The following is a 23296-nucleotide window of genomic DNA, read 5'->3' on the forward strand; positions in this document are numbered from 1 at the left end:
GAAGTCCAACATCGGCTTCGGACAACTCAAGAACGGGTTGTACCCGGTGAAGGGTGGAGTGACACCGGAACTGTTCGGGGTGATGAACACCCTCTTCGATGCCTTCCTCAGCTTCCACGCCCGCCCGGCGTTCCCCACCGCCGAGGAACAGGCCCTGATGGATTCGGGGCAGATGATCCCCGGCGCCGAATCAGCGGGAACCGACGCCGACACGGGCCCGGATCTGGACGTGATCGAAGCAGAGCTCCGGGAGCGCCGGGCGGACACCCGCACGAGTGGGGAGAAACGCGCCGACATCCTCCGGGCCCTGTTCGAACACGCTGCCCGCGACACGGACACCCCGTCGATGGGCGGGTCGGCACCGACGGTGATGGTGCACGTGAACGCCGCCGACCTCGCCTCCGGGGTCGGGGTCGGGTGGATCGACGGCGTCGAGGCCCCCGTGTCGCTGAAGACGGTGCACCAGCGCATCTGCGACGGCGGCTTCCAAGGGGTCCTGTTCGGCGAGCACAACGAGGTGCTCAAGCTCGGTCCGGAACGACGGTACTTCAACCGGGCGCAGCGCCGGGCGATCACCGCCCGGGACGGCGGCTGCATCATCCCCGGCTGCAAAGCCCCGGCGCACTGGGCCGAAGTACACCACGTGAAGCCCTGGGCGAAAGACGGCCCGACCAACGTCGACAACGGTGTCCTGCTCTGCTGGTTCCACCACCACACGATCGACACCTCGGGGTGGGAGATCCGCATGGTGAAAGGCTCACCGCAAGTGCGGGCCCCTGGGTTGATCGACCCGCAACGACTCTGGCGGCCACCGAACAGGCACCGCGCACACCAGGTACTCACCGGACCACCCAACCGCGCATGACCGGGGCTGCTGCTAGGCTGAACAGCGGTAACAGCCATCCTTTAACAACCGTCCGGTGAGGCGGGGAAGGAGGCCTTCGTTTTGTCACGCATTGTGCTCAACCAGGCTGAAATAACCCGGGCTTTGACTCGGATCTCCCACGAGATCCTGGAGTCCAACCGGGGACCGGACAATCTCGTCATCCTCGGCATCCCGACCAGGGGTGTTGCACTCGCCCGGCGGATCGCCGACATCATCGAGCGGATCGAACCCGCCGCGGCACCCGTGAGTTCGGGTTCCCTCGACGTGACGATGTACCGCGACGACCTCGCCCACACCCGCACCCGCACACCGTCCCGCACCCTCGTACCCGCGAGCATCGACGGCGCGACTGTGGTGCTCGTCGACGACGTGCTCTACTCCGGCCGCACCATCCGCGCGGCCCTTGACGCTCTCGGCGACCACGGCCGTCCCGCGATCGTGCGCCTCGCAGTCCTCGTCGACCGCGGCCACCGGGCGCTGCCGATCCGCGCGGACTTCGTCGGGAAGAACCTCCCGAGCTCGACGGAGGAACGCATCAACGTGCACCTCCTCGAGGTCGACGGCGACGAATTCGTGAGCATCGACGGGGGGAGCGCAGAATGAAGCACCTGCTCTCCACCAAGGACCTCAGTCGCGACGACGCCATCACGCTCCTCGACATCGCAGAAGACATGGCGGATGTCTCCACGCGCGAGGTGCGCAAGCTCCCGACACTCCGCGGCAAGACCGTGGTGAACCTCTTCTTCGAAGACAGCACCCGCACCCGGATCTCCTTCGAAGCCGCCGCGAAGCGCCTGAGCGCTGACGTGATCAACTTCAGCGCCAAGGGCTCGAGCGTCTCGAAGGGCGAAAGCCTCAAAGACACCGCCCAGACGCTCGCCGCGATCGGCGCAGACGGCGTCGTGATCCGGCATCCGGCATCCGGTGCCCCCCAGGTACTCGCGACGAGCGGCTGGATCGACGCCGGCATCATCAACGCCGGGGACGGCACCCACGAACACCCGACCCAGGCGCTCCTCGACGCGTTCACCATCCGCCGTCGCCTGCACAAAACCGCGTCGCGCGGCAAAGGCCTCGACGGCGTCACGGTGACCATCGTCGGCGACGTGCTGCACTCGCGGGTCGCGCGCTCCAACCTGTGGCTGCTGACGACGCTCGGAGCCGACGTCACGATGGTCGCGCCACCCACCCTGTTCCCGATGGACATGACCGGCTGGCCGGCGGCGGTGAGCTTCGATCTCGACGACGCGATCGACGCAGGGCCGGACGTGATCATGATGCTCAGGATCCAGCAGGAACGCATGAATGCGGCCTTCTTCCCCAACAGCCGCGAGTACTCGCGGCGCTGGGGACTCGACGATGAGCGCTTCGCCCGGCTCGCGCCGACTAGCATTGTCATGCACCCCGGCCCGATGAACCGCGGCCTGGAGATTTCCTCAGCCGCTGCAGATTCGGCCGCATCGACCGTGCTCGAGCAGGTCGCGAACGGTGTTTCGATACGTATGGCGGCACTGTACCTGCTCATGTCGGGCGACCGGGAGGAAAGCTAAATGAACAACACGGCCACCCGCTATCTGATCCGAAACGCGAGCCTCGCCGACGGCACCCGCACCGACCTGTTGCTCTTCGGCGGTCGCATCCAGGAAATCGGCACCGCGCTCTCACACGCCGGCGCGACGGTGATCGACGCCGACGGCCTCGTCGCCCTTCCCGGACTCGTCGACCTGCACACCCACTTGCGCGAACCCGGCTACGAGCAGAGCGAGACGATCCTCACCGGCAGCCAGGCCGCCGCGATCGGCGGCTTCACGAGCGTCTTCGCAATGGCCAACACCTCGCCGGTGCAGGACACCGCCGGCGTCGTCGAACAGGTACTCGCCCTCGGTGAACGGGCCGGGTACGTCACGGTCCAGCCGATCGGCGCCGTCACCCTCGGGCTCGCGGGGGAGCGGCTCGCCGAGCTCGGCGCCATGGCGACCAGCCGCGCCCGGGTCCGGGTCTTCTCCGACGACGGCTTCTGCGTCTCCGACCCGCTGCTGATGCGTCGCGCCCTCGAATACGTCAAGGCCTTCGACGGCGTCATCGCCCAGCACTCCCAGGAACCGCGCCTCACCGAGAAGGCCCAGATGAACGAGGGCGCACTCTCGAGCGAACTCGGCCTCGCCGGCTGGCCTGCCGTCGCCGAGGAATCCATCATCGCGCGCGACGTGCTGCTCGCCGAGCACGTCGGGAGCCGCCTGCACGTCTGCCACGTCTCGACAGCAGGCGCCGTCGACGTGATCCGCTGGGCCAAGGCGCGCGGCATCAACGTGACCGCGGAGGCCACCCCGCACCACCTGCTCCTCACAGAGGACCTGGTCCGCGGCTACGACGCCCGCTACAAGGTCAATCCGCCGCTGCGCCGCCGCGAAGACGTCGACGCCCTCCGCGCCGGCCTCGCCGACGGCACGATCGACATCGTCGCAACCGATCACGCCCCGCACCCCGTCGAGTCCAAGGACTGTGAATGGGATGCGGCCGCCAACGGGATGGTCGGACTCGAATCCGCGCTCTCGGTCGTGCAGGCATCCGTCGTCGACACCGGACTTCTCGACTGGCGGGACGTGTCCCGGGTGCTCTCGGCCACCCCGGCACGGATCGGGCGCCTCGCGAGCCAGGGCAGGCCGCTCGAGGTCGGCGCCCCCGCCAACGTCACCCTCTACGACCCGGCAGCGAGCCGGGAGTTCGGCAGGGACGACCTCGCCGGCAAGAGCACCAACTCGCCATACCTCGCGATGACCCTGCCCGGTCGGGTCGTCGCCGTCTTCCACCGCGGCACGGCGACCGTGCTCGACGGGGTCCTCAGGGCCCCCGCTGAACTCGGCGGACGAGAGGAACCCCAGCATGGATAGCACCATCCCCGCCATCCTGATCGGTCTGGTCCTCGTCGCCGTGCTCGCGCTCATGCTCCGAAGCTGGCGTGCACGCACCCGCCGCGATGCCGCGCTGGCCGCGGGCTACCCGCTCCCAGGACCGGAATCGGCCGATGCCGTGCTCGCAACGGCCGAAGCGTTCTACGTCGCGACCACACGGGAAGGCCGACAGCTCGAACGCCTGAACATCCGCGGCCTCGGCTTTCGGGCCCGCGCCCTGGTCACCGTGACCGGGACCGGCGTTCTGCTCGATCTCGTCGGCGAGAACCCGGTCTTCATCCCGATGGCGGCCGTCACCGGACTCGAGGACGCCACCTGGACCATCGACCGCGCCGTCGAGACCGGCGGTCTGCTCCTGCTCCGCTGGCGCCTCCAGCCGCAAGCGGATGCCGCAGGTCAGGTCGTCGACAGCTACTTCCGCATCCTTGACCCCACCGACCGCGCCCGCGTGAGCGCGTCGATCCGAACCGAAGCGGCGGGTGCCCTGCACCCGGACGCGCACGACGAAAGCGAGGCGTAGCGTGAGCGACACCGAGGCCCAGGCCCAGGCGGCACCCGACGAGACGACACCGACGACACCGGAGACACCCACCACGCCCACCACGCCGACCACGGCTCCCGCCGTGCTCGTCCTGGAGGACGGCAGGCGCTTCGTCGGCCACGCATACGGCAGCCGAGGACAGACCCTCGGCGAGATCGTCTTTGCGACCGGAATGACCGGCTACCAGGAGACCCTGACCGACCCGTCGTACGCCGGCCAGATCGTCCTGATGACCGCCCCGCACATCGGCAACACCGGGGCCAACGACGAGGACATGGAATCCTCCCGGATCTGGGTTGCCGGGTTCATCGTGCGCGAACCGGCCAGGATCGCCTCGAACTTCCGCTCGACGCGCACCCTCGACGAGGACCTCACGAACAACGAGGTCGTCGGGATCAGCGGCATCGACACCCGGGCGATCACCCGGCACATCCGCTCGGCCGGCGCCATGAAGAGCGGCATCTTCTCCGGGCCCGCCTTCGACCTGTCGGCAGGCGAGCAGCTCGAACTCGTCCGCGGCGGCGCCCCCATGCGCGGCCGCAACCTGTCAGACCAGGTGTCGACGGTCGAACCGTTCCAGATTCCGGCGAAGGGCGAACGGATCGGCTCCGTCGCGGTGCTCGACCTCGGCGTCAAGACGTCGACGCTGAACTACCTCGCCGAACGCGGCTTCGAAGTGCTCGTGCTGCCCCAGTCGGTCACGGCGGAGCACGTGCTCTCGCTCAATCCGACCGCGCTTTTCTTCTCCAACGGACCCGGTGATCCTGCGGCGTCCGATGCGCACGTCACCCTGCTGCAGGAGGTCCTCCGCGCCGGCGTGCCGTACTTCGGCATCTGCTTCGGCAACCAGCTCCTCGGCAGGGCGCTCGGCTTCCGCACCTACAAGCTCCCCTTCGGCCACCGCGGCATCAACCAGCCCGTGCTCGACAAGACCACCGGCCGCGTCGAGATCACGTCGCAGAACCACGGCTTCGCCGTGGACATGCCGATCGAAGGCGTCAGCGACTCCCGCACCGGCTTCGGCCGCGTCGAGGTCAGCCACTACAGCCTGAACGACCAGGTCGTCGAAGGCATCCGCTGCCTCGACATCCCCGCGTTCTCCGTGCAGTACCACCCCGAGTCTGCGGCAGGCCCGCACGACGCCAACTACCTCTTTGATCGGTTCAGGGACATGGTGACCGCCCACACGGCGGCCACCGGAGCAGGAGACGCCAAGTAATGCCCAAGCGCGACGATATCAACAGCGTCCTGGTCATCGGAAGCGGGCCGATCGTCATCGGCCAGGCCTGCGAATTCGACTACTCAGGAACCCAGGCCTGCCGCGTGCTGCGCGCAGAGGGCGTCAGGGTCATCCTGGTCAATTCGAACCCGGCCACGATCATGACGGACCCCGACTTCGCGGATGCGACCTACATCGAGCCGATCACTCCGGAGATCCTCGAGACGATCATCGCGAAGGAACGCCCCGACGCCATCCTGCCGACCCTCGGCGGCCAGACCGCGCTCAACGCGGCCATCCAGTTGCACGAGCGCGGCATCCTCGAGAAGTACGACGTCGAACTGATCGGAGCGTCCTTCGAGGCCATCCAGAAGGGCGAAGACCGCCAGATCTTCAAGCAGCTCGTGCTCGACGCCGGCGCAGACGTCGCCCGCTCGCACATCGCGCACACCGTCGATGAGGCCATCGGCTTCGCCGAAGACCTCGGCTATCCGCTCGTGGTGCGCCCCTCCTTCACGATGGGCGGCCTCGGCTCCGGATTCGCGTACACCGAAGAGGAACTGCGCCGCATCGTCGGCGACGGCCTGCACCAGAGCCCGACCACCGAGGTCCTCCTCGAGGAATCCATCCTCGGCTGGAAGGAATACGAACTCGAGATGATGCGCGACACGGCCGACAACACGGTCGTCGTCTGTTCGATCGAGAACGTCGACCCGGTCGGCGTGCACACCGGTGACTCGATCACCGTCGCCCCCGCGCTCACCCTCACGGACCGCGAGTACCAGAAGCTCCGCGACATCGGCATCGACATCATCCGCGCCGTCGGCGTCGACACCGGCGGCTGCAACATCCAGTTCGCGATCGACCCGGCCGACGGGCGCATCATCGTGATCGAGATGAACCCGCGCGTGTCGCGTTCGTCCGCCCTCGCGAGCAAGGCCACCGGCTTCCCGATCGCGAAGATCGCGGCGAAGCTCGCCCTCGGTTACCGCCTGGACGAGATCCCGAACGACATCACCCAGGTCACCCCGGCGAGCTTCGAACCGACCCTCGACTACGTCGTGGTCAAGGTCCCGCGCTTCGCGTTCGAGAAGTTCCCCGCCGCAGACCCGCGCCTCACCACGACCATGAAGTCCGTCGGCGAGGCCATGGCGATCGGCCGCACCTACGCATCCGCCCTGCAGAAGGCCTTGCGTTCGCTCGAGAAGCGCGGATCGTCCTTCCACTGGGGTGAGGAGACCCGCACGCTCGAGGAACTCCTCGAGGTTGCCTCGATCCCGACGGACGGCCGCATCGTTACCGTTCAGCAGGCCCTCCGCAAGGGCGCCACGATCGACCAGGTCTTCGAAGCCACCAAGATCGACCCGTGGTTCATCGACCAGATCGTCCTGATCAACGAGATCGCCGCAGACGTCGCCGCCGCCGAACGGCTCGACATGGACATCCTCCGTACCGCGAAGGACCACGGTTTCTCCGACGCCCAGATCGGCGAGCTCCGCGGCTTCGGCGAAGCGGATGTCCGCAAGGTCCGACACATCCTCGGCGTGCGCCCGGTCTACAAGACCGTCGACACCTGCGCGGGGGAGTTCCCCGCCCTGACCCCGTACCACTACTCGAGCTACGACGAGGAGACGGAGGTCGTCCCCAGCGACCGCCGCAAGGTCGTCATCCTCGGCTCAGGCCCGAACCGCATCGGCCAGGGCGTCGAGTTCGACTACTCGTGTGTTCACGCCTCGTTCGCCCTCTCCGAGGCCGGCTACGAGACCATCATGATCAACTGCAACCCCGAGACCGTCTCGACGGACTACGACACGAGCGACCGGCTCTACTTCGAGCCGCTCACCCTCGAGGACGTGCTCGAGGTCATCCACGCGGAGAGCCAGAGCGGCGAACTCGTCGGCGTCGTCGTGCAACTCGGCGGCCAGACGGCCCTCGGGCTCGCGAAGGGGCTCGAGGCGGAGGGAATCCCGATCCTCGGCACCTCGCCCACCGCGATCGACCTCGCGGAGGAGCGCGGCCTGTTCTCGAAGATCCTCGACGAGGCCGGCCTGCTCGCCCCCCGCAACGGCGTCGCCACCGACTTCACCGGTGCCGTCGTCGTCGCTGAGGAGATCGGCTACCCCGTCCTCGTCCGCCCGAGCTACGTGCTCGGCGGCCGCGGCATGGAGATCATCTACGATTCCCTGTCCCTCGCCGACTACTTCGAGCGGATGCAGGGCCAGGGCATCATCGGCCCGTCGCACCCCGTGCTCGTCGACCGGTTCCTGGACGACGCCATCGAGATCGACGTCGACGCGATCTACGACGGCACCGAGCTGTACATCGGCGGCGTCATGGAGCACATCGAGGAAGCCGGCATCCACTCCGGTGACTCGAGCTGCACCCTGCCACCCGTGACCCTCGGCCGTGCCGAGATCAACCGGGTCCGCGAGGCCACCCTCGGGATCGCGCAGGGCATCGGCGTGCGCGGCCTGCTCAACGTGCAGTTCGCCATCGGGGCCGGCGTGCTCTACGTGCTCGAGGCCAACCCGCGGGCCTCCCGCACGGTGCCCTTCGTCGCGAAGGCTCTCGGGATCACCCTCGCCAAGGCCGCCGCGCTCATCATGGTCGGAACCAGCATCGCCGAACTCAAGGCGAGTGGAAAGCTGCCGCTCATCGACGGCTCCCGCGTCCCGATGGAATCGCCGGTCGCCGTGAAGGAGGCCGTGCTTCCCTTCAACCGGTTCCGCACCCCGGAAGGCCACGTCGTCGATTCCGTGCTCGGCCCGGAGATGCGCTCGACCGGAGAGGTGATGGGCATCGACCGTGACTTCCCCCGCGCCTTCGCCAAGAGCCAGCTCGCCGCGTACGGTGGAATCCCGCTCAGCGGAACCGTGTTCGTCTCGGTCTCCGACCGCGACAAGCGTGCGATCATCCTGCCGATGCTGCGCCTGCAGCAGCTCGGCTACGAGATCGCCGCCACGGAGGGCACCGCGGAGGTGTTGCAGCGCAACGGAATCCGCGCGAGGGTCGTCACGAAGTTCAGCGAGAAGCACGATGAGGAAGACACGTCGATCGTCGAGCTGATCCGCCGCGAAGAGGTTCAGATCGTCATCAACACCCCCGGCGGTCGCACCGCCCGTGCCGACGGCTACGAGATCCGGGCGGCGGCCGTCGCCGCGGACCTGCCGTTGTTCACGACGATCGCGGAGCTCAGCGCTGCCGTCGCATCCATCGACGCGATTCGAGGCGGGTTCGAGGTGACATCGCTCCAGGAATATGCACTCACGCGGGAAGCCGCCCTGTGATCGACTCCACGTTCGGCGACCGCGTCGAGGCCGCGTTCGGCCGGTGGGGCCAGCTCTGCGTGGGTATCGACCCCCACGCCTGGCTGTTGTCGGACTGGAACCTGCCGGACACCGCTGACGGCGCCGAGACCTTCGGGCGTCTCGTCGTCGCCGCGTGCGCAGGCAGGGTCGGCCTCATCAAGCCCCAGCTCGCCTTCTACGAGCGTTTCGGGTCGCGGGGGTACCTCGCCTTCGAACGCGTGCTCGCGGATGCCCACGCAGCAGGACTGCTCGTGATCGCGGACGTGAAGCGCGGCGATCTCGGAACAAGCGTCGCTGCGTACGGTGAGGCCTGGCTCACCCCCGGTTCCCCGCTCGAAGTGGATGCGATCACCGTCAACGCGTACATGGGCGTCGGTTCGCTCGAGCCCGTCTTCGAACGGGCCGCCGCTGCGGGCAAGGGGCTCTTCGTGCTCTCGGCAACCTCGAATCCGGAGGCGAGCGCCATCCAGCGCGCCCGCGTCCCCGACGGCCCGCACGCCGGTGCCACAGTGGCCCGTGCCGTCTTCGACGACGTCGCCGAACGCAACGCGAGGGCGGGGGGAACGGGTCGGCTCGGCTCGATCGGCGTCGTGCTCGGTGCGACACTCGACCTCGCCGATTTCGGCCTCGACCTCTCGGTTGCACCCGTCGGAGGAGCCACCCCGATCCTCGCTCCCGGATTTGGTCACCAGGGTGCGCATGTCGCTGATCTGGGAAACCTCTTTGGGGGGTACGCTCATTCCGTAATAGTGAGTGAATCTCGTAGCGTGTTGTCAGCAGGCCCGGAACGAATCGGACAGGCGATCGCACGCCGAGTACTTGAAGCAGGAGCGGCCCGTGGCTGAGAATCGCCCTACCCCACCAGACGTCGATCGGGTTGCCGCATCGCGCGCAGCCGTGGCAGCGCGCCGAGCGCGCGCAGCGGTCAAGGCCGAGATCGCAGCAGGGAAGCGCACGCCGCTTGCCGTGCTCTCTGCCGCCATCGAGCATCCGGACGGCGTCGAAGGACGCCTGCGCGCGACGGAGTTCCTCGTCAGCATCCCGGCCATCGGTGTCACGAAGATGCGCCGGATCATGACCCAGCTCGAGATCTCGCCGTCCAAACGGCTCGGCGGCCTCGGCAAGCACCAGCGCGACCGCCTGCGCGAATTCCTCGCGAACCGGACCGTGTCCCGTCGTGGATCCACCGACGCACACCTCGTCGTGCTCGCCGGGCCGACGGCGGTCGGTAAGGGTGCCGTCGCCGGCTATATCCGCGAGAACTACCCCGATGTGCATCTTTCCGTGTCGGCGACGACCCGTGCCCCGCGGCCGGGCGAAGTCGAAGGAAAGAGCTACTTCTTCGTCTCCGACGCCGAATTCGACCGCATGGTCGCGTCGGGGGAGCTGCTCGAGTGGGCCGTCGTCCACAATGCCTTCCGCTACGGGACCCCTCGCGAGCCCGTGGAACAGGCACTCGCGAGCGGACACAGCGTCCTCCTCGAAATCGACCTTCAGGGCGCACGCTCCGTGCGCGCGGCCATGTCCGAAGCGCGAATGGTCTTCCTGCTTCCGCCGAGCTGGGATGAACTGGTGCGCCGCCTCATCGGCCGCGGCACCGAAAGCCCCGCGGAACAGGCACGCCGCCTGGAGACCGCGAAGCTCGAGCTGGCGGCCCAGGACGAGTTCGATTTCCGTGTAGTCAACCAGGAGGTCAATGTGGCGGCCCGGGAAGTCGTAGACTTGATGAATCTGCGTAAAGCACCCTCGCTGCTTTAACGCACTCCGACTTATCCGTCTACTCGCCGCAAACGCTCTGAAGGAGTGCCACCTTGGCCAACAAGCCCACCGGTATCATTGACCCGCCCATCGACGACCTGCTCACCAAGGTCGACTCCAAGTACGCGCTCGTGATCTTCGCGTCCAAGCGCGCTCGTCAGATCAACGACTACTACGCTGACCTGCACGAAGGCAGCCTCTTCGACAACGTCGGACCGCTCGTCGACTCGACCGTTGACGACAAGCCGCTCTCCGTCGCCCTCCGCGAAATCAACGAAGACAAGCTCGTTTCCCGACCGATCGTCGAGTAACACGAAGCAGACCAGAAGCACACCAGAAGCGCGCAGGATGTCGCAAGGACGCACGATCGTCGTCGGTATCACCGGCGGCATCGCCGCGTACAAAGCGGTCAACATCGTGCGCGCTTTTGTGCTGCTCGGGGACTCCGTCCACGTGGTGGCGACCCCAGCGGCCCTGCGCTTCGTCGGCAGGCCGACACTCGAGGCGATCTCCCGGAACCCGGTGCACACCGACCTCTACGAGGGCGTCGCCGAAGTACGCCACGTCGCGATCGGGCAGTCGGCGGACCTGATCGTGGTGGCCCCTGCGACGGCGAACACGATCGCCAAGCTCGCGGCCGGCCTCGCCGACGACCTGCTCGGCAATACGATCCTCGCGAGCACCGCGCCACTCGTGATCGCCCCGGCGATGCACACCGAGATGTGGAACAACCCGGCGACCGTGCACAACGTGCAGACCCTCCGGAACCGCGGCGTCATCGTCGTCGGCCCCGGCGTGGGACGCCTGACCGGATCGGATTCCGGTGCCGGCCGGATGGAAGAACCCGACGTCATCGTCGCTGCGGCCCTCGCCGCCCTGCACCCGGGAACCCCGGCCAGAGACCTCTCCGGCAGGCGCATCGTCATCACAGCCGGCGGCACCAGGGAACCCCTCGACCCCGTCCGCTTCCTCGGCAATCGATCGAGTGGCAAGCAGGGCGTCCGCCTCGCCGAAGCCGCCACCGCGCGGGGAGCGTCGGTCGTGCTCATCGCGGCGAACCTCGAGATCCCGGTACCCGCGGGCATCGAGACCCGCCTCGTCGGCACCGCACTCGAACTCCAGTCCGCCGTGACCGACGCGGCTGCGGGCGCGGACGCCGTCATCATGGCCGCAGCGGTCGCGGACTACCGCCCGGCCACGGTCCGCGGCGACAAGATCAAGAAAGACGACGAGGGGGACACCCTCACCCTCGAACTCGTCAGGAACCCGGACATCCTCGCGGGCCTCGCCGCGGCGAAGACCACCGGTCAGCTCGTGATCGGATTCGCGGCAGAGACGGAGGCGGACCCCGACCGGCTCCTCTCCCTCGGCCGCGAGAAGCTCGCGCGCAAGGGCTGCGACTACCTTGTTCTCAACAGGGTCGGCTGGACCGAAGGGTTCGCCGCGGAACGTAACGAGGTTCGGATCCTCGATTCTGCCGGAGTTATAGTGGCGGAGGCCGCGGGGACAAAAATGTCGGTGGCCGGACGCATCCTTGACGTTGTGGTCGCCGGACTCGGCTGATCCCCTCCATCCATACTTTTCTACCAACGACACAGAGACAGGCCAGATGAGCGATCTTCGCCTCTTCACTTCCGAATCCGTCACCGAAGGTCACCCGGACAAGATCTGCGACCAGATCTCCGACAGCATCCTCGACGCCCTCCTCACCGAGGACCCGAACAGCCGCGTCGCCGTCGAGACCCTGGTCACGACCGGCCTCGTCCACGTCGCCGGCGAAGTCTCGACGGAAGCGTACGTCGAGATCCCGTCGATCGTGCGCAAGTGCATCACCGACATCGGCTACGACTCCTCCGACGTCTGGTTCGACGGCCGCTCCTGCGGCGTTGAGATCTCCATCGGCGGCCAGTCTCCCGACATCGCCCAGGGCGTCGACGACGCCTTCGAGCACCGCGAACAGGCGAGTGCCGAAGACTACGACCGCCAGGGTGCCGGGGACCAGGGCATCATGTTCGGCTACGCCACCCGGGAGACCGCCGAGCTCATGCCGATCCCGATCTGGATCGCGCACCGCCTCGCCGAACGCCTCGCCGAAGTCCGCAAGTCCGGCGAACTCGACTACCTCCGCCCCGACGGCAAGACCCAGGTCACGATCGGCTACGACGGCATCATCCCGCGCACCGTCGAGACCGTCGTCCTGTCCACCCAGCACGCCCCTTCCGTCACGACGGAGCGTCTCCGCGCCGAGGTCGAAGAGCTCGTGATCCGCCCGGTGCTGTCCCGCGTCGAACTCGATTCCTCGAGCCTGACCATGCTGATCAACCCGACGGGCCGCTTCGAGATCGGTGGCCCCCAGGGCGACGCCGGACTCACCGGCCGCAAGATCATCATCGACACCTACGGCGGATCCAGCCGTCACGGCGGTGGCGCCTTCAGCGGCAAGGACCCGTCCAAGGTCGACCGCTCCGCCGCCTACGCGATGCGCTGGGTCGCCAAGAACGCCGTGGCAGCCGGGCTGGCCGAACGGCTCGAGATCCAGGTCGCATACGCGATCGGCAAAGCAGCGCCCGTCGGGCTCTACGTCGAGACCTTCGGAACAGGGGCACTGCCGGACAAGGAGATCACCGCGGCGATCCGCGAGGTCTTCGACCTGCGACCGGCCGCGATCATCCACCACCTCGACCTGCTCCGCCCGATCTACCAGAAGACGGCGACATACGGTCATTTCGGTCGCGAGCTCCCCGAGTTCACCTGGGAGAGGCTGGACCGCGTCGACGAGCTGAGAAGCGCCTCCGGGATCTGATCATGGGACGCACGGGCCTCGTGGCACGCGTCCTGATCGAGTCGACACTGCCCCAGCTCGACCATCTCTTCGATTACGGCATCCCGGACGACCTCGCCGCGGCCGCGCGGCCGGGAGTGCGGGTGCGGGTGCCCCTGCGCTCGGCCGGACGCGTCGCCGACGGCTACCTGATCGAGGTCCTCGATGCCGGGGGAGCCGTCCTCGCGACCCTGAACGCACCGGTGTCCGGCATCGAGCCCCCGAAGGACGCCGCCGCCGACTTCCATGGCGCCCTGAGCCCGGTCGAGGCCATCGTGTCCGCTGCCCCCGTGCTCACGGCGGAGGTCTGGCGGCTCGCACGTCGCGTCGCCGACCGCGCGGCCGGCAACGCGAGCGATGTGCTCCGGCTCGCGATCCCCCCTCGCGCTGTGCGGGTCGAGAAGGCCTGGCTCTCCGCGCACGACGAAGCCGCGCAGGACGAAGCCGCGCAGGACGAAGCCGCGCAGGACGAAGCCGAACCTGCTCCGGAAGCCGAGCCGGCGGCATCCGCCGGTTTCGCTGACTACCCGGCCGGTTTGCTCGACGCGGCCCTGGCCGAGCAGAGGCGCCTCAGCGTGGCCGCCGTACCCGCCCTCGTCGCCCTGCCGGACGGGCGCACCGTCGGCCACTGGGCCACCACAATGGCCGAACTCGCCACGGCAACCGTTCGGAGCGGGCGAAGCGCCATCCTCTGCGTTCCCGACTACCGCGACCAGGACCAGCTCCAGGCCGCCCTCGATGCCTGCGCGCCCGCGGGAACCGTGAGCAGGGTCGATGCCCGCCAGCCCAACCCCGAGCGCTACCGCGCCTTCCTCGCCTGCCTGGAACCCACCCCGCGGATCATCCTCGGCAACCGGTCTGCGGTCTACGCGCCGGCGCACAACCTCGGGGCGATCCTGCTCTGGGACGACGGGGACCCCCTGCACTCCGAACCGCTCAGCCCCTACGTCCATGCCCGCGACGCAGCACTGGTCCGCCAGGCCCTGAGCGGGTGCGCACTGATGTTCTTCGGGCACACCCGCAGCGTGCCCGTGCAGCGGCTCCTCGAACTGGGCTTTCTCGGCGAGGCGCACCCCCTGAGCCCTCGGCATCCCCGGGTGATCCCTACTGAATTCCAGCTCAGTCCCGACCGCCAGGAGCGGACCAACCGGATCCCCTCCGCCGCCTGGCAGGTGGCCAGGGCCGCCCTCGCTGACGGACCCGTCCTCGTCCAGGTCGCGAGCCCCGGGTACGCGCCGACCCTCGCCTGCCAGACCTGCAAGAAATCGGCCCGCTGCACGCACTGCCAGGGACCGCTCGCCCTCGCGAGCGCGAACGCCGTGCCGTCCTGCCGTTGGTGCGGCAAGCTTGCGGCAGGCTGGAGCTGCCTGCACTGTGAGGGCAGGTCCCTGCGGGTGGTGTCCCTCGGAACCGGGCGCACCGCCGAGGAACTGGGCCGCGCCTTTCCCGGCGCGCTGGTCCTCGTCGCCGACGGGGAGCATCCGCTGCAGCAGATCGGGGCCGCCCCTGCCCTCGTCGTCGCGACGCGCGGTGCCGAGCCGATCCCCGAAGGCGGCTACCGGGCGATCCTCCTGCTCGACGGTGAGAAGATGCTCGCCCGCGAGTCCCTCGGCGTCGCAGAGGACTGCCTGCGCTGGTGGAGCAACGCAGCAGCCCTCGCCGCCCCCGGCGCGTCCGTCATGCTCGCCGGCGTCGGCGGGGCACTCGCGACGGCGCTCAACGCGTGGCAGCCCGGTGCCTTCGCAGCGGCAGAACTCGCTGACCGCAGGCAACTGCGCTTCCCGCCCGCCGTGCGCGTCGCCTCTGTGACGGGGACCGCCGCCGATGTCGCAGCGGCGGTCGAGGATCTCACGGACGTTCCCGGCCTCGATGTGCTCGGTCCTGTCACAACCGTCGACCCCCTCGTCCGGGCCGTCGTGCGGTTCAACTACGTCGACGGCGACGACGTCGCCAGGCTCGTGAAGGCGGCGATTGTGCGCAATGCAGCGCGCCGCCGCCGGGCCAAAGGCGCCGCCTTCCGCCCGGCACCTACACTCAAAGTACGATTCGACGACCCGGAGCTGCTCTAAATGAAACTCGTATTCGCGGGCACGCCCCAGGTGGCGGTGCCCAGTCTCCAGGCCCTTGCCGACTCGCCGCACTCCATCGCGGCGGTCATCACCCGGGCGGATGCCCCCCTCGGCCGGAAGCGTGTGCTCACCCCGTCACCCCTCGCGCAGGCCGCTGCCGGGCTCGGACTTCCGCTGCTCAAGACCAATCGCCTCGACGCTGCGGCGACGGAACGAATCGAAGCCATCGAACCCGACCTCGGCGTCATCGTCGCATACGGCGGGCTCGTGCGGGAACCCCTGCTCTCCGTTCCCCGCCTCGGCTGGATCAACCTGCACTTCTCCCTGCTGCCGCGCTGGCGCGGGGCAGCGCCCGTGCAGCGCGCCATCATGGCCGGAGACGAACGGACGGGAGCCGCGGTCTTCCAGCTCGTCGCCGAGCTCGACGCCGGCGCCGTGTTCGCGAGCTTCTCCGAACCGATCTCCCGGCACGCGACCGCCGGCGGGCTCCTCGACTCCCTGAGTCACAGCGGTGCCGTGCTGCTCAGGAACGTCGTCGACCAGCTCGAGGCCAGCACGATCGAGGCGGTGCCCCAGGTGGGCGAGCCCACCACGGCCGCCAAACTCGGCCTCGCCGACGCCAGGATCGACTGGGCCGCATCCGCTGCGGTCGTCTACAACCGGGTGCGCGGCGTGACGCCGGAACCCGGAGCCTTCACCATGCTCGGCGAAGCGCGCCTCAAGGTCCTCGACCTCGCGCCGACCCACGGCGCCCAGCCGCTTCCGGCGGGCGTGATTCGCGAATTTGACAAGAAAGTGCTGGTTGGAACCGGGACGGAGCCGCTAGAGCTCGTCACGGTGCAACCGGCTGGAAAGACACAGATGAAGGCAATCGACTGGTGGCGCGGCATGGCGGCGACGGACGTGGTCGCCTCATGAGCGTCCAACAGCACCAGGGCTTCGTCCAGCCCGCCCGCCGCGTCGCCTACGAGGTCATCGCGGCCGTTCGTGAGTCGGACGCCTACGCGAACCTGTTGCTGCCGACCCGTATCCAGCGGGCCGCCCTCAGCACGGCGGATGCCGCCCTCGCGACCGAACTGACCTACGGCACCCTGCGCATGCAGGGCTACTACGACCTCGTGATCGCGGAAGCGGCCGGCCGGCCGGTCACCGCGATCGACCCGGCCATCCTCGACGTGCTTCGCCTCGGCGCCCACCAGCTGCTCGCGACGCGCGTGGCGACCCACGCCGCCGTCAACGAATCCGTCGAACTGGCCCGGCAGGTCGGCTCCCGCGCCGCCACGGGCTTCACCAACGGCGTGCTCCGCACCATCTCCCGCTCGACCCCGGAGGAGTGGCGCGAACGGGTCCTCGCCGGAGCAGGCTCCGCGGACGACCGGCTCGCCGCCGAACACTCGCACCCGGTGTGGGTCGTGCGCGCATTCAGGCAGTCGCTGCGCCTCGAAGGCCGTGAGGACGAACTCGAAGACCTGCTTATCGCCGATAACGCCGCCCCCCGGGTCAACATGGTCGCGCTGCCGGGCATCACGACAGCAGAGGAGACCGCCGGCCTCGGCCGACCCAACGAGTACTCCCCGGTCGGGTTCATGCTCGCGGGCGGAGACCCCGTTCACCTCGTCACCGACCACGACGGCCGCATCCGGGTGCAGGACGAGGGTTCGCAGCTCGCAGCACTCACCCTGAGCCGGGCCCGCCCCATCACGCCGGGAGAACGCTGGCTTGACCTCTGCGCCGGACCCGGCGGCAAGGCGGCCCTGCTCGCCGCAGAAGCGCGCGCGGGTGGCGCCGAACTCGTTGCAAACGAGCTCGTGCCGGCGAGGGCCACGCTCGTGCGCCGCGCCCTCTCCGCGGTCCCGGGCACCGTTCCGGTCTGGGAACTCGACGGGACCCGCATCGCCGTCAACCACTCCGAGGAATTCGACCGCATCCTGCTCGACGCACCGTGCACGGGTCTCGGCGCACTGCGTCGCCGGCCGGAGGCGCGCTGGCGCAAGCTTCCGCGCGACGTCGCCGAACTCTCCGACCTGCAGTCCGGCCTCATCGACGCGGCGCTCGGCGCACTGAAGCCCGGCGGCCTCCTTGCATACGTCACGTGCTCACCGCACATCGCGGAGAGCCGCGGCATTGTCGCCACGGCGCTGAAGAAGTGGGGAGACCGGGTGCGGGCCGTCGACACGGCCGCGGTCGTCCAGGGATTCAGCGGCACCCCGCTCGACCTGCCGGGCGACGGAACGAGCGTGCAGCTGTGGCCGCACCGCCACGGAACCGACGCGATGTTCATCACCCTGCTCGAGCGCACCGCTTAGCAATACTCGTGAGGTGTCGCATATCGACGTTCGCCGGGCGAATGAAGGTCGATGTGCGACACCTCACGGAGTGGGGTGGCGTGCCTGCGGCGATAGGGTGAAGGCATGCCGATCAGGATCAGCCCCAGCATTCTCGCCGCAGACTTCGCGAACCTGGAACGCGACCTCGGTCGCATCCGCACCGCCGACCTCGTGCACGTCGACGTGATGGACAACCATTTCGTGCCGAACCTCACCTTCGGGCTCCCCGTCGCCGAGCGCATCATGCAGGTCTCTGCGCTGCCCGTCGACGCGCACCTCATGATCGAGGATCCGGAACGGTGGGCACCGAAATTCGCCGAGGCCGGAGCGTTCTCCGTGACCTTCCACGGTGAGGCGACGACCAACCCGGTCGCGCTTGCCCGCAAGCTCCGGGCAGCAGGCGCCCGCGCGGGCATCGCCCTGAAGCCGGGCACCGCCATCGAGCCGTACCTCGAGTTCCTCGCCGAATTCGACCAGGTCCTCGTGATGACCGTCGAGCCCGGTTTCGGCGGCCAGAGCTTCCTGCCGTCGACCATGCGCAAGCTCCGCACGGTGGCGGATGCCGTCAGGGCCAGTGGCAGGGACATCTGGCTGCAGGTCGACGGCGGCATCACGGAGGAGACCATCGTCGTGGCCGCAGAGGCGGGCGCGGATACCTTCGTCGCCGGCTCGAGCGTGTTCGGTTTCCCGGATCCCGAGGCCCGGATCGCTCTCCTGAGGACTGCTGCGACCGCGCACTCGCACGCGCACTAGTAACCTAGGGGAGTGAAAACATTCGACAACCTCTTCGCTGAACTGGGCGAAAAAGCACTCAACCGGCCGGAAGGCTCCGGAACCGTCCGTGAACTCGACGCGGGAGTGCATGCCATCGGCAAGAAGATCGTCGAAGAAGCTGCCGAAGTCTGGATGGCAGCGGAGTTCCAGAGCGACGAGGAAACCGCCGCAGAGATGAGCCAGCTGCTCTACCACGTGCAGGTCATGATGCTGGCGAAGGGGCTCACCCTCGCCGACGTCTACAAGCACCTCTGAACCGGCCGCCGCAGCGGCCGGCGCCGCCATCCCTACCCCGAGAACTGACCTGCTGAGAGTGTTGAGATGCTGAGAATTGCCGTGCCCAACAAGGGCTCCCTGTCCGAAACCGCGGCGCAGATGCTGCACGAGGCCGGGTACACCGGGCGTCGCGACCCGCGCGACCTCGTCGTGTCGGACCCGCGCAACGGCGTCGAGTTCTTCTACCTGCGTCCGCGGGACATCGCCACCTACGTCGGCAGCGGGGCGCTCGACGTCGGAATCACCGGCCGGGACCTTCTGCTTGATTCCGGCTCCCCGGCACGGGAGATCGCGAGCCTCGACTTCGGCGACTCGACCTTCCGCTTCGCGGGCCCCGCCGGACGCTTCGGCGAGCTGAGCGACCTCGAAGGGCTCCGCGTCGCGACGAGCTACCCCGGTCTCGTCGAAGCCTTCCTGGCCCGTCACTCCGTCACGGTCACCCTCGTGACCCTCGACGGCGCCGTCGAGTCCGCCGTCCAGCTGGGTGTCGCGGATGCTGTCGCCGACGTCGTCTCGACCGGAACGACCCTGCGCAAGGCCGGCCTCGAGATCTTCGGCCCGGTCATCCTCGAATCGACGGCGGTCCTGATCACCTCCGAGAACGAGAACGCCGGCATCCACACGCTCCTCCGCCGTCTGCAGGGCGTGCTCGTCGCCCGCCAGTACGTGCTGATGGACTACGACATCCCGCTCGTCAAACTCGACGCGGCCTGCCTGCTCGCCCCCGGAATCGAGTCACCCACGGTGTCGAGCCTGCACGACCCCGACTGGGTCGCCGTGCGCGTGATGGTCCCGCGTCACGACAGCAACCACATCATGGACGCCCTCTATGAGCTCGGCGCCCGGGCCATCCTGATCAGCGCCATCCACAACGCCCGCCTGTAGAACCCGATTGTGGGCAGAATAGCAACGGGCGGAACAACACTGGGCAGCAGAGCCCCGGAGGTGCAATCGTGAGTCTTGCCGTGCGGGTCATCCCGTGCCTCGACGTGGCCAACGGCCGGGTCGTCAAAGGCGTCAACTTCCAGAACCTCAGGGACGCGGGCGACCCGGTCGAACTGGCGCGACGGTACTACGAGCAGGGTGCAGACGAACTCACGTTCCTCGACGTCACCGCGACCGTCGACAACCGGGCGACGACGTACGACGTCGTGCGCGCCACAGCGGAGCAGGTCTTCATCCCGCTCACCGTCGGCGGCGGGATCCGGGGAGTCGAAGACGTCTCGCGGCTGCAGGCGAGCGGCGCTGACAAGGTCGGCGTCAATAGCGCCGCAATCCTCCGCCCTGCCCTGATCGGCGAGATCGCCGACCGCTTCGGTTCACAGGTGCTCGTGCTGTCCCTCGACGTGAAGCGCAGCGACCGCACGGAATCCGGGTTCGTCGTGACGACCCACGGCGGCCGCACGGAGACCGACCTCGACGCCCTCGCCTGGGCCAGGCTCGCGATCGAACTCGGAGCGGGGGAGCTGCTCGTCAACTCCATCGACGCGGACGGGACCAAGAATGGCTTCGACCTCGAGCTGATCGGCCTCATGCGCGAAATCAGCAGCGTACCCGTGATCGCCTCCGGCGGCGCTGGACGGGTCGAAGATTTTCCGCCCGCGATCCGGGCAGGCGCAGACGCCGTCCTCGCGGCATCCGTCTTTCACAACGGCGAACTCAGTATCGGAGACGTCAAACACGAACTCGCCAGGGAAGGACTCGTGGTGCGCTGATGACACCCCTGCAGACCATCGAGGATGCCCTCGGGTGCGCCGTCTTCAATGCGGACGGCCTCCTGCCCGCCGTGATCCAGCAGTGGGACACCCGCGAGGTGCTCATGCTGGGCTGGATGAACGAGGAAGCCCTCCGGCGGACCTTCTCAGAGGGCCGCGTGACATTCTGGTCACGTTCGCGCCAGGAATACTGGCGCAAGGGCGACACGTCCGGGCACGCTCAGTACGTGCGCGGCGCAGCGTTCGACTGCGACGCAGACACCCTGCTCGTCAAGGTCGACCAGGTCGGCGGGGCCTGCCACACCGGAACCCACACGTGCTTCGACGGGCGGGACATCGACGTCGCCCACGGCGCCAGGCCCGATGCGACAGACCCCGATGCGACAGACCCCGATGCGACAGACCCCGACGCGACAGACGGAGAACACGCATGACGACGGATGCCCAGACGAGTACGGCCGGCACGACGACGGCCGCGCAGTTCGACGCGCTGGTAGCCGGGCACCGCGTCATCCCCGTGATCCGCGAACTCTTCGCGGACGGGGAGACCCCCGTCGGCATCTACCGCAAACTCGCGGCCGGTCAACCGGGCAGCTTCCTGCTCGAGTCGGCGGAACAGGGCGGCATCTGGTCGCGGTTCTCCTTTGTCGGGGTGTCGTCGTTCGGCGTCCTGACCCAGCAGGGTTCGGAAACCCGGTGGATCCCCTACGGCGTCGACGCCGCACGCGTCCTCGGCCCGGCAGCGGCCCAGCCGCCGCTCGAGGCCCTCGCCACCCTGTACGCCCGCTGGCAGACGCCGCGGCTTCCCGGGCACCCGCCGTTGACCGGCGGTCTCGTCGGGTTCATCGGCTGGGAGGCCGTTCGTCAGCTGGAACGCCTGCCCAACCAGCCCACCGCAGACTATGACGTACCAGGCCAGGCCTTCAGTTTCGTGGCAGACCTCGTCGCGATCGACCACAAGTTCGGCACGGTCCAGCTGATCGCCAACGTCCTGAACGACGGGATCGACGCCGCGGACACGCTCTGGGCGACCGCCCAGGCCAGGCTCGATTCGATGCAGGCCAGGCTCGCCGTGCCTGCGGAGGCCTGGCTCGCCGAGGTCGACATGTCGGCCCCCGCGACGATGCGCGCCCGCACCACCCGCGACGACTTCCTGGCCTCCGTCGACACCGCCAAGCGGCACATCGTCGACGGGGACATCTTCCAGGTCGTCATCTCCCAGCGTTTCGACCAGGAGTGCACGGCCGACCCGATCGACGTCTACCGGGTGCTCCGCAGCCTCAACCCGAGCCCGTACATGTACCTGCTCGGCCTCGAGTCCGCGACAGGGGAACCGTACTGGATTGTCGGATCGTCCCCTGAGGCCCTCGTCAAGGTCCAGAACGGGCGCGTGTTCACCCACCCGATCGCCGGATCCAAGCCGCGCGGTACCACCCCGGAGCAGGACGCCGACTTCGAGACCGAGCTCGCCGGTGACCCCAAGGAAGGTGCGGAACACCTGATGCTCGTCGACCTCGCCAGGAACGACCTGCTCAAGGTCTGCGCACCCGGCTCCGTCGAGGTCACCGAGTTCAAACGCATCGAGCGATTCAGCCACATCATGCACCTCGTCTCGTCCGTCGAGGGCAACCTGCTGCAGGGGAAGACGGCCATCGACGTGTTCCGGGCGACCTTCCCGGCCGGAACCCTGTCCGGGGCGCCGAAGCCGCGGGCGCTCGAAATCATCGACGATCTCGAGCCCACCCAGCGCGGTGTCTACGGGGGAGTGGTCGGCTACTTCGGGTTCGCCGGGGACGCGGACCTGGCCATCGCCATCCGCACCGCCACGATCAGCAACGGTGTGGCCAGGGTGCAGGCCGGGGGAGGCCTCGTCGCAGACTCCGATCCCGCGAGCGAGTTCCAGGAATCGGTCAACAAGGCCGCGGCACCGCTGCGCGCCGTCGCGATCGCCAACGCCATGAAGCGGGTGCACTAGGTGAAGCGAACCGGTCGCACCCTCAAGCTCCGGCTGGTGCTCCTCGTCATCGCCGCGAGCGGACTCACGCTCCTCGCCTGGAGCCAGGTCTGGATCGACGTGCGCGTCGTGCAGGGGTCATCGACCGTCGACCTGCCGATCAGCGGTTCGACCGCAGCGGGCGCGCTGAGCGCCCTCGCCCTCGCCGGGCTCGCCCTCGCCGGCGCACTCACGATCGCGGGCCCCGTGATCCGGGTCGTGCTCGGCGCCCTCGAGGTGCTTCTCGGCTTCTCGGTCTCCCTCGGTGCCGGCCTCGCCATCGGCAACCCCGCCGCAGCGAGCGCGGCCGCGATCACCAAGGCGACGGGCATCGCGGGTAACGCCTCGATCCAGGACGGCGTCACCGCGGCCGCCCTCACACCGTGGGCCTTCGCCGGTTTCGCGGCCGGTGTCATCATGGCCGCGGCCGGTGTCGGCATCCTCGTCACGAATCGCCGCTGGCCCGGCGCGACGAGTCGATACCAGGCCGTGCGCTTCGAGCCCGCGGACGGTGCACCCGGCGGCCAGCCGGCTGCTTCCGCCGGTGAAGACGCGCGAGAGGATGCCGTCATCACCTGGGACGGGCTCACGCGCGGCGATGATCCCACCGAAACGGCCGGTGACCGGTGATCGGCGCCGCCGCTAGACTTGAGCCGCACCAGGACCCACAATCCACGCGTCCGCAGATGACGCCCAT

At 68.5% G+C, this 23296-nt stretch carries 22 protein-coding genes; all 22 read left to right on the plus strand.

Annotation, left to right across the window (positions count from 1 at the left end):
- On the plus strand, positions 1–865 hold an 865-nt coding region (locus E3O50_RS06455; RefSeq protein ID WP_134560066.1), incomplete at its 5' end, for an HNH endonuclease signature motif containing protein.
- Positions 866–946: 81 nt separating this feature from the next.
- Positions 947–1489, plus strand: a complete 543-nt coding sequence (pyrR, locus tag E3O50_RS06460) for a bifunctional pyr operon transcriptional regulator/uracil phosphoribosyltransferase PyrR (protein WP_134448752.1) — start codon at positions 947–949, stop codon at positions 1487–1489.
- Positions 1486–2436 (plus strand): aspartate carbamoyltransferase catalytic subunit, encoded by a 951-nt coding sequence (locus E3O50_RS06465; protein WP_134448751.1) that lies wholly within the window; start codon positions 1486–1488, stop codon positions 2434–2436. Before pyrR ends, E3O50_RS06465 begins: the two co-directional genes overlap by 4 nt.
- Positions 2437–3777 carry a dihydroorotase gene (locus E3O50_RS06470; protein WP_134448750.1) on the plus strand — a complete coding sequence of 447 codons (1341 nt, stop codon included), beginning with the start codon at positions 2437–2439 and terminating at the stop codon, positions 3775–3777.
- Positions 3770–4318, plus strand: coding sequence for a hypothetical protein (locus E3O50_RS06475; RefSeq protein ID WP_134448749.1), 549 nt, complete (start codon positions 3770–3772; stop codon positions 4316–4318). Before E3O50_RS06470 ends, E3O50_RS06475 begins: the two co-directional genes overlap by 8 nt.
- Positions 4319–4421: 103 nt before the next feature.
- On the plus strand, positions 4422–5558 hold the full coding sequence (carA, locus tag E3O50_RS06480) for a glutamine-hydrolyzing carbamoyl-phosphate synthase small subunit (RefSeq protein ID WP_134448760.1): 1137 nt from the start codon (positions 4422–4424) through the stop codon (positions 5556–5558).
- A complete protein-coding gene (gene carB, locus E3O50_RS06485; protein ID WP_134448748.1) occupies positions 5558–8845 on the plus strand; it encodes a carbamoyl-phosphate synthase large subunit in 3288 nt (1095 codons plus the stop codon). The genes carA and carB overlap by 1 nt, the downstream gene beginning before the upstream one ends.
- Positions 8842–9711: an orotidine-5'-phosphate decarboxylase gene (gene pyrF, locus E3O50_RS06490; protein ID WP_322140826.1), complete on the plus strand. Its 870-nt coding sequence runs from the start codon at positions 8842–8844 to the stop codon at positions 9709–9711. The genes carB and pyrF overlap by 4 nt, the downstream gene beginning before the upstream one ends.
- Entirely contained in the window at positions 9704–10624 is a 921-nt protein-coding gene (gene gmk / locus E3O50_RS06495; protein ID WP_134448747.1) for a guanylate kinase, read from the plus strand. The genes pyrF and gmk overlap by 8 nt, the downstream gene beginning before the upstream one ends.
- A gap of 53 nt (positions 10625–10677) precedes the next feature.
- Positions 10678–10935 (plus strand): DNA-directed RNA polymerase subunit omega, encoded by a 258-nt coding sequence (rpoZ, locus tag E3O50_RS06500; protein ID WP_134448746.1) that lies wholly within the window; start codon positions 10678–10680, stop codon positions 10933–10935.
- Positions 10936–10972: 37 nt separating this feature from the next.
- Positions 10973–12187 carry a bifunctional phosphopantothenoylcysteine decarboxylase/phosphopantothenate--cysteine ligase CoaBC gene (gene coaBC / locus E3O50_RS06505; RefSeq protein ID WP_134560068.1) on the plus strand — a complete coding sequence of 405 codons (1215 nt, stop codon included), beginning with the start codon at positions 10973–10975 and terminating at the stop codon, positions 12185–12187.
- Between the two features lie 46 nt (positions 12188–12233).
- Entirely contained in the window at positions 12234–13427 is a 1194-nt protein-coding gene (gene metK / locus E3O50_RS06510; RefSeq protein WP_134560070.1) for a methionine adenosyltransferase, read from the plus strand.
- Positions 13428–13429: 2 nt separating this feature from the next.
- Positions 13430–15514: a primosomal protein N' gene (locus E3O50_RS06515; RefSeq protein ID WP_134560072.1), complete on the plus strand. Its 2085-nt coding sequence runs from the start codon at positions 13430–13432 to the stop codon at positions 15512–15514.
- Positions 15515–16432: a methionyl-tRNA formyltransferase gene (fmt, locus tag E3O50_RS06520; protein WP_134560074.1), complete on the plus strand. Its 918-nt coding sequence runs from the start codon at positions 15515–15517 to the stop codon at positions 16430–16432.
- A complete protein-coding gene (locus E3O50_RS06525) occupies positions 16429–17820 on the plus strand; it encodes a transcription antitermination factor NusB (protein ID WP_134560076.1) in 1392 nt (463 codons plus the stop codon). The genes fmt and E3O50_RS06525 overlap by 4 nt, the downstream gene beginning before the upstream one ends.
- 105 nt (positions 17821–17925) lie before the next feature.
- Positions 17926–18594, plus strand: a complete 669-nt coding sequence (gene rpe, locus E3O50_RS06530; protein ID WP_134448740.1) for a ribulose-phosphate 3-epimerase — start codon at positions 17926–17928, stop codon at positions 18592–18594.
- Positions 18595–18606: 12 nt separating this feature from the next.
- Positions 18607–18870 carry a phosphoribosyl-ATP diphosphatase gene (locus E3O50_RS06535; protein WP_134448739.1) on the plus strand — a complete coding sequence of 88 codons (264 nt, stop codon included), beginning with the start codon at positions 18607–18609 and terminating at the stop codon, positions 18868–18870.
- Positions 18871–18936: 66 nt separating this feature from the next.
- Positions 18937–19776: an ATP phosphoribosyltransferase gene (hisG, locus tag E3O50_RS06540; RefSeq protein ID WP_134448738.1), complete on the plus strand. Its 840-nt coding sequence runs from the start codon at positions 18937–18939 to the stop codon at positions 19774–19776.
- 68 nt (positions 19777–19844) lie between these two features.
- Positions 19845–20606 (plus strand): imidazole glycerol phosphate synthase subunit HisF, encoded by a 762-nt coding sequence (gene hisF / locus E3O50_RS06545; protein ID WP_134448737.1) that lies wholly within the window; start codon positions 19845–19847, stop codon positions 20604–20606.
- Positions 20606–21040: a phosphoribosyl-AMP cyclohydrolase gene (hisI, locus tag E3O50_RS06550; RefSeq protein ID WP_134560078.1), complete on the plus strand. Its 435-nt coding sequence runs from the start codon at positions 20606–20608 to the stop codon at positions 21038–21040. The genes hisF and hisI overlap by 1 nt, the downstream gene beginning before the upstream one ends.
- A complete protein-coding gene (locus tag E3O50_RS06555; protein ID WP_134560080.1) occupies positions 21037–22581 on the plus strand; it encodes an anthranilate synthase component I in 1545 nt (514 codons plus the stop codon). The genes hisI and E3O50_RS06555 overlap by 4 nt, the downstream gene beginning before the upstream one ends.
- Positions 22582–23229, plus strand: coding sequence for a Trp biosynthesis-associated membrane protein (locus E3O50_RS06560; protein WP_134560081.1), 648 nt, complete (start codon positions 22582–22584; stop codon positions 23227–23229). It begins immediately after the preceding gene.
- Positions 23230–23296 lie beyond the last annotated feature (67 nt).

Origin of the sequence: Cryobacterium sp. MDB1-18-1, assembly GCF_004402735.1 — a bacterium.
In the GTDB taxonomy this organism is placed as follows: domain Bacteria; phylum Actinomycetota; class Actinomycetes; order Actinomycetales; family Microbacteriaceae; genus Cryobacterium; species Cryobacterium glucosi.

Excerpts from the sequence above, each read along its gene's own strand:
- fmt (WP_134560074.1), top strand. The coding sequence starts at position 15,515 with ATGAAACTCGTATTCGCGGGCACGCCCCAGGTGGCGGTGCCCAGTCTC.
- E3O50_RS06525 (WP_134560076.1), top strand. The coding sequence starts at position 16,429 with ATGAGCGTCCAACAGCACCAGGGCTTCGTCCAGCCCGCCCGCCGCGTC.
- E3O50_RS06465 (WP_134448751.1), top strand. The coding sequence starts at position 1,486 with ATGAAGCACCTGCTCTCCACCAAGGACCTCAGTCGCGACGACGCCATC.
- coaBC (WP_134560068.1), top strand. The coding sequence starts at position 10,973 with ATGTCGCAAGGACGCACGATCGTCGTCGGTATCACCGGCGGCATCGCC.
- E3O50_RS06515 (WP_134560072.1), top strand. The coding sequence starts at position 13,430 with ATGGGACGCACGGGCCTCGTGGCACGCGTCCTGATCGAGTCGACACTG.
- rpe (WP_134448740.1), top strand. The coding sequence starts at position 17,926 with ATGCCGATCAGGATCAGCCCCAGCATTCTCGCCGCAGACTTCGCGAAC.
- E3O50_RS06475 (WP_134448749.1), top strand. The coding sequence starts at position 3,770 with ATGGATAGCACCATCCCCGCCATCCTGATCGGTCTGGTCCTCGTCGCC.
- E3O50_RS06470 (WP_134448750.1), top strand. The coding sequence starts at position 2,437 with ATGAACAACACGGCCACCCGCTATCTGATCCGAAACGCGAGCCTCGCC.
- E3O50_RS06555 (WP_134560080.1), top strand. The coding sequence starts at position 21,037 with ATGACGACGGATGCCCAGACGAGTACGGCCGGCACGACGACGGCCGCG.
- metK (WP_134560070.1), top strand. The coding sequence starts at position 12,234 with ATGAGCGATCTTCGCCTCTTCACTTCCGAATCCGTCACCGAAGGTCAC.
- hisG (WP_134448738.1), top strand. The coding sequence starts at position 18,937 with ATGCTGAGAATTGCCGTGCCCAACAAGGGCTCCCTGTCCGAAACCGCG.
- carB (WP_134448748.1), top strand. The coding sequence starts at position 5,558 with ATGCCCAAGCGCGACGATATCAACAGCGTCCTGGTCATCGGAAGCGGG.
- hisI (WP_134560078.1), top strand. The coding sequence starts at position 20,606 with ATGACACCCCTGCAGACCATCGAGGATGCCCTCGGGTGCGCCGTCTTC.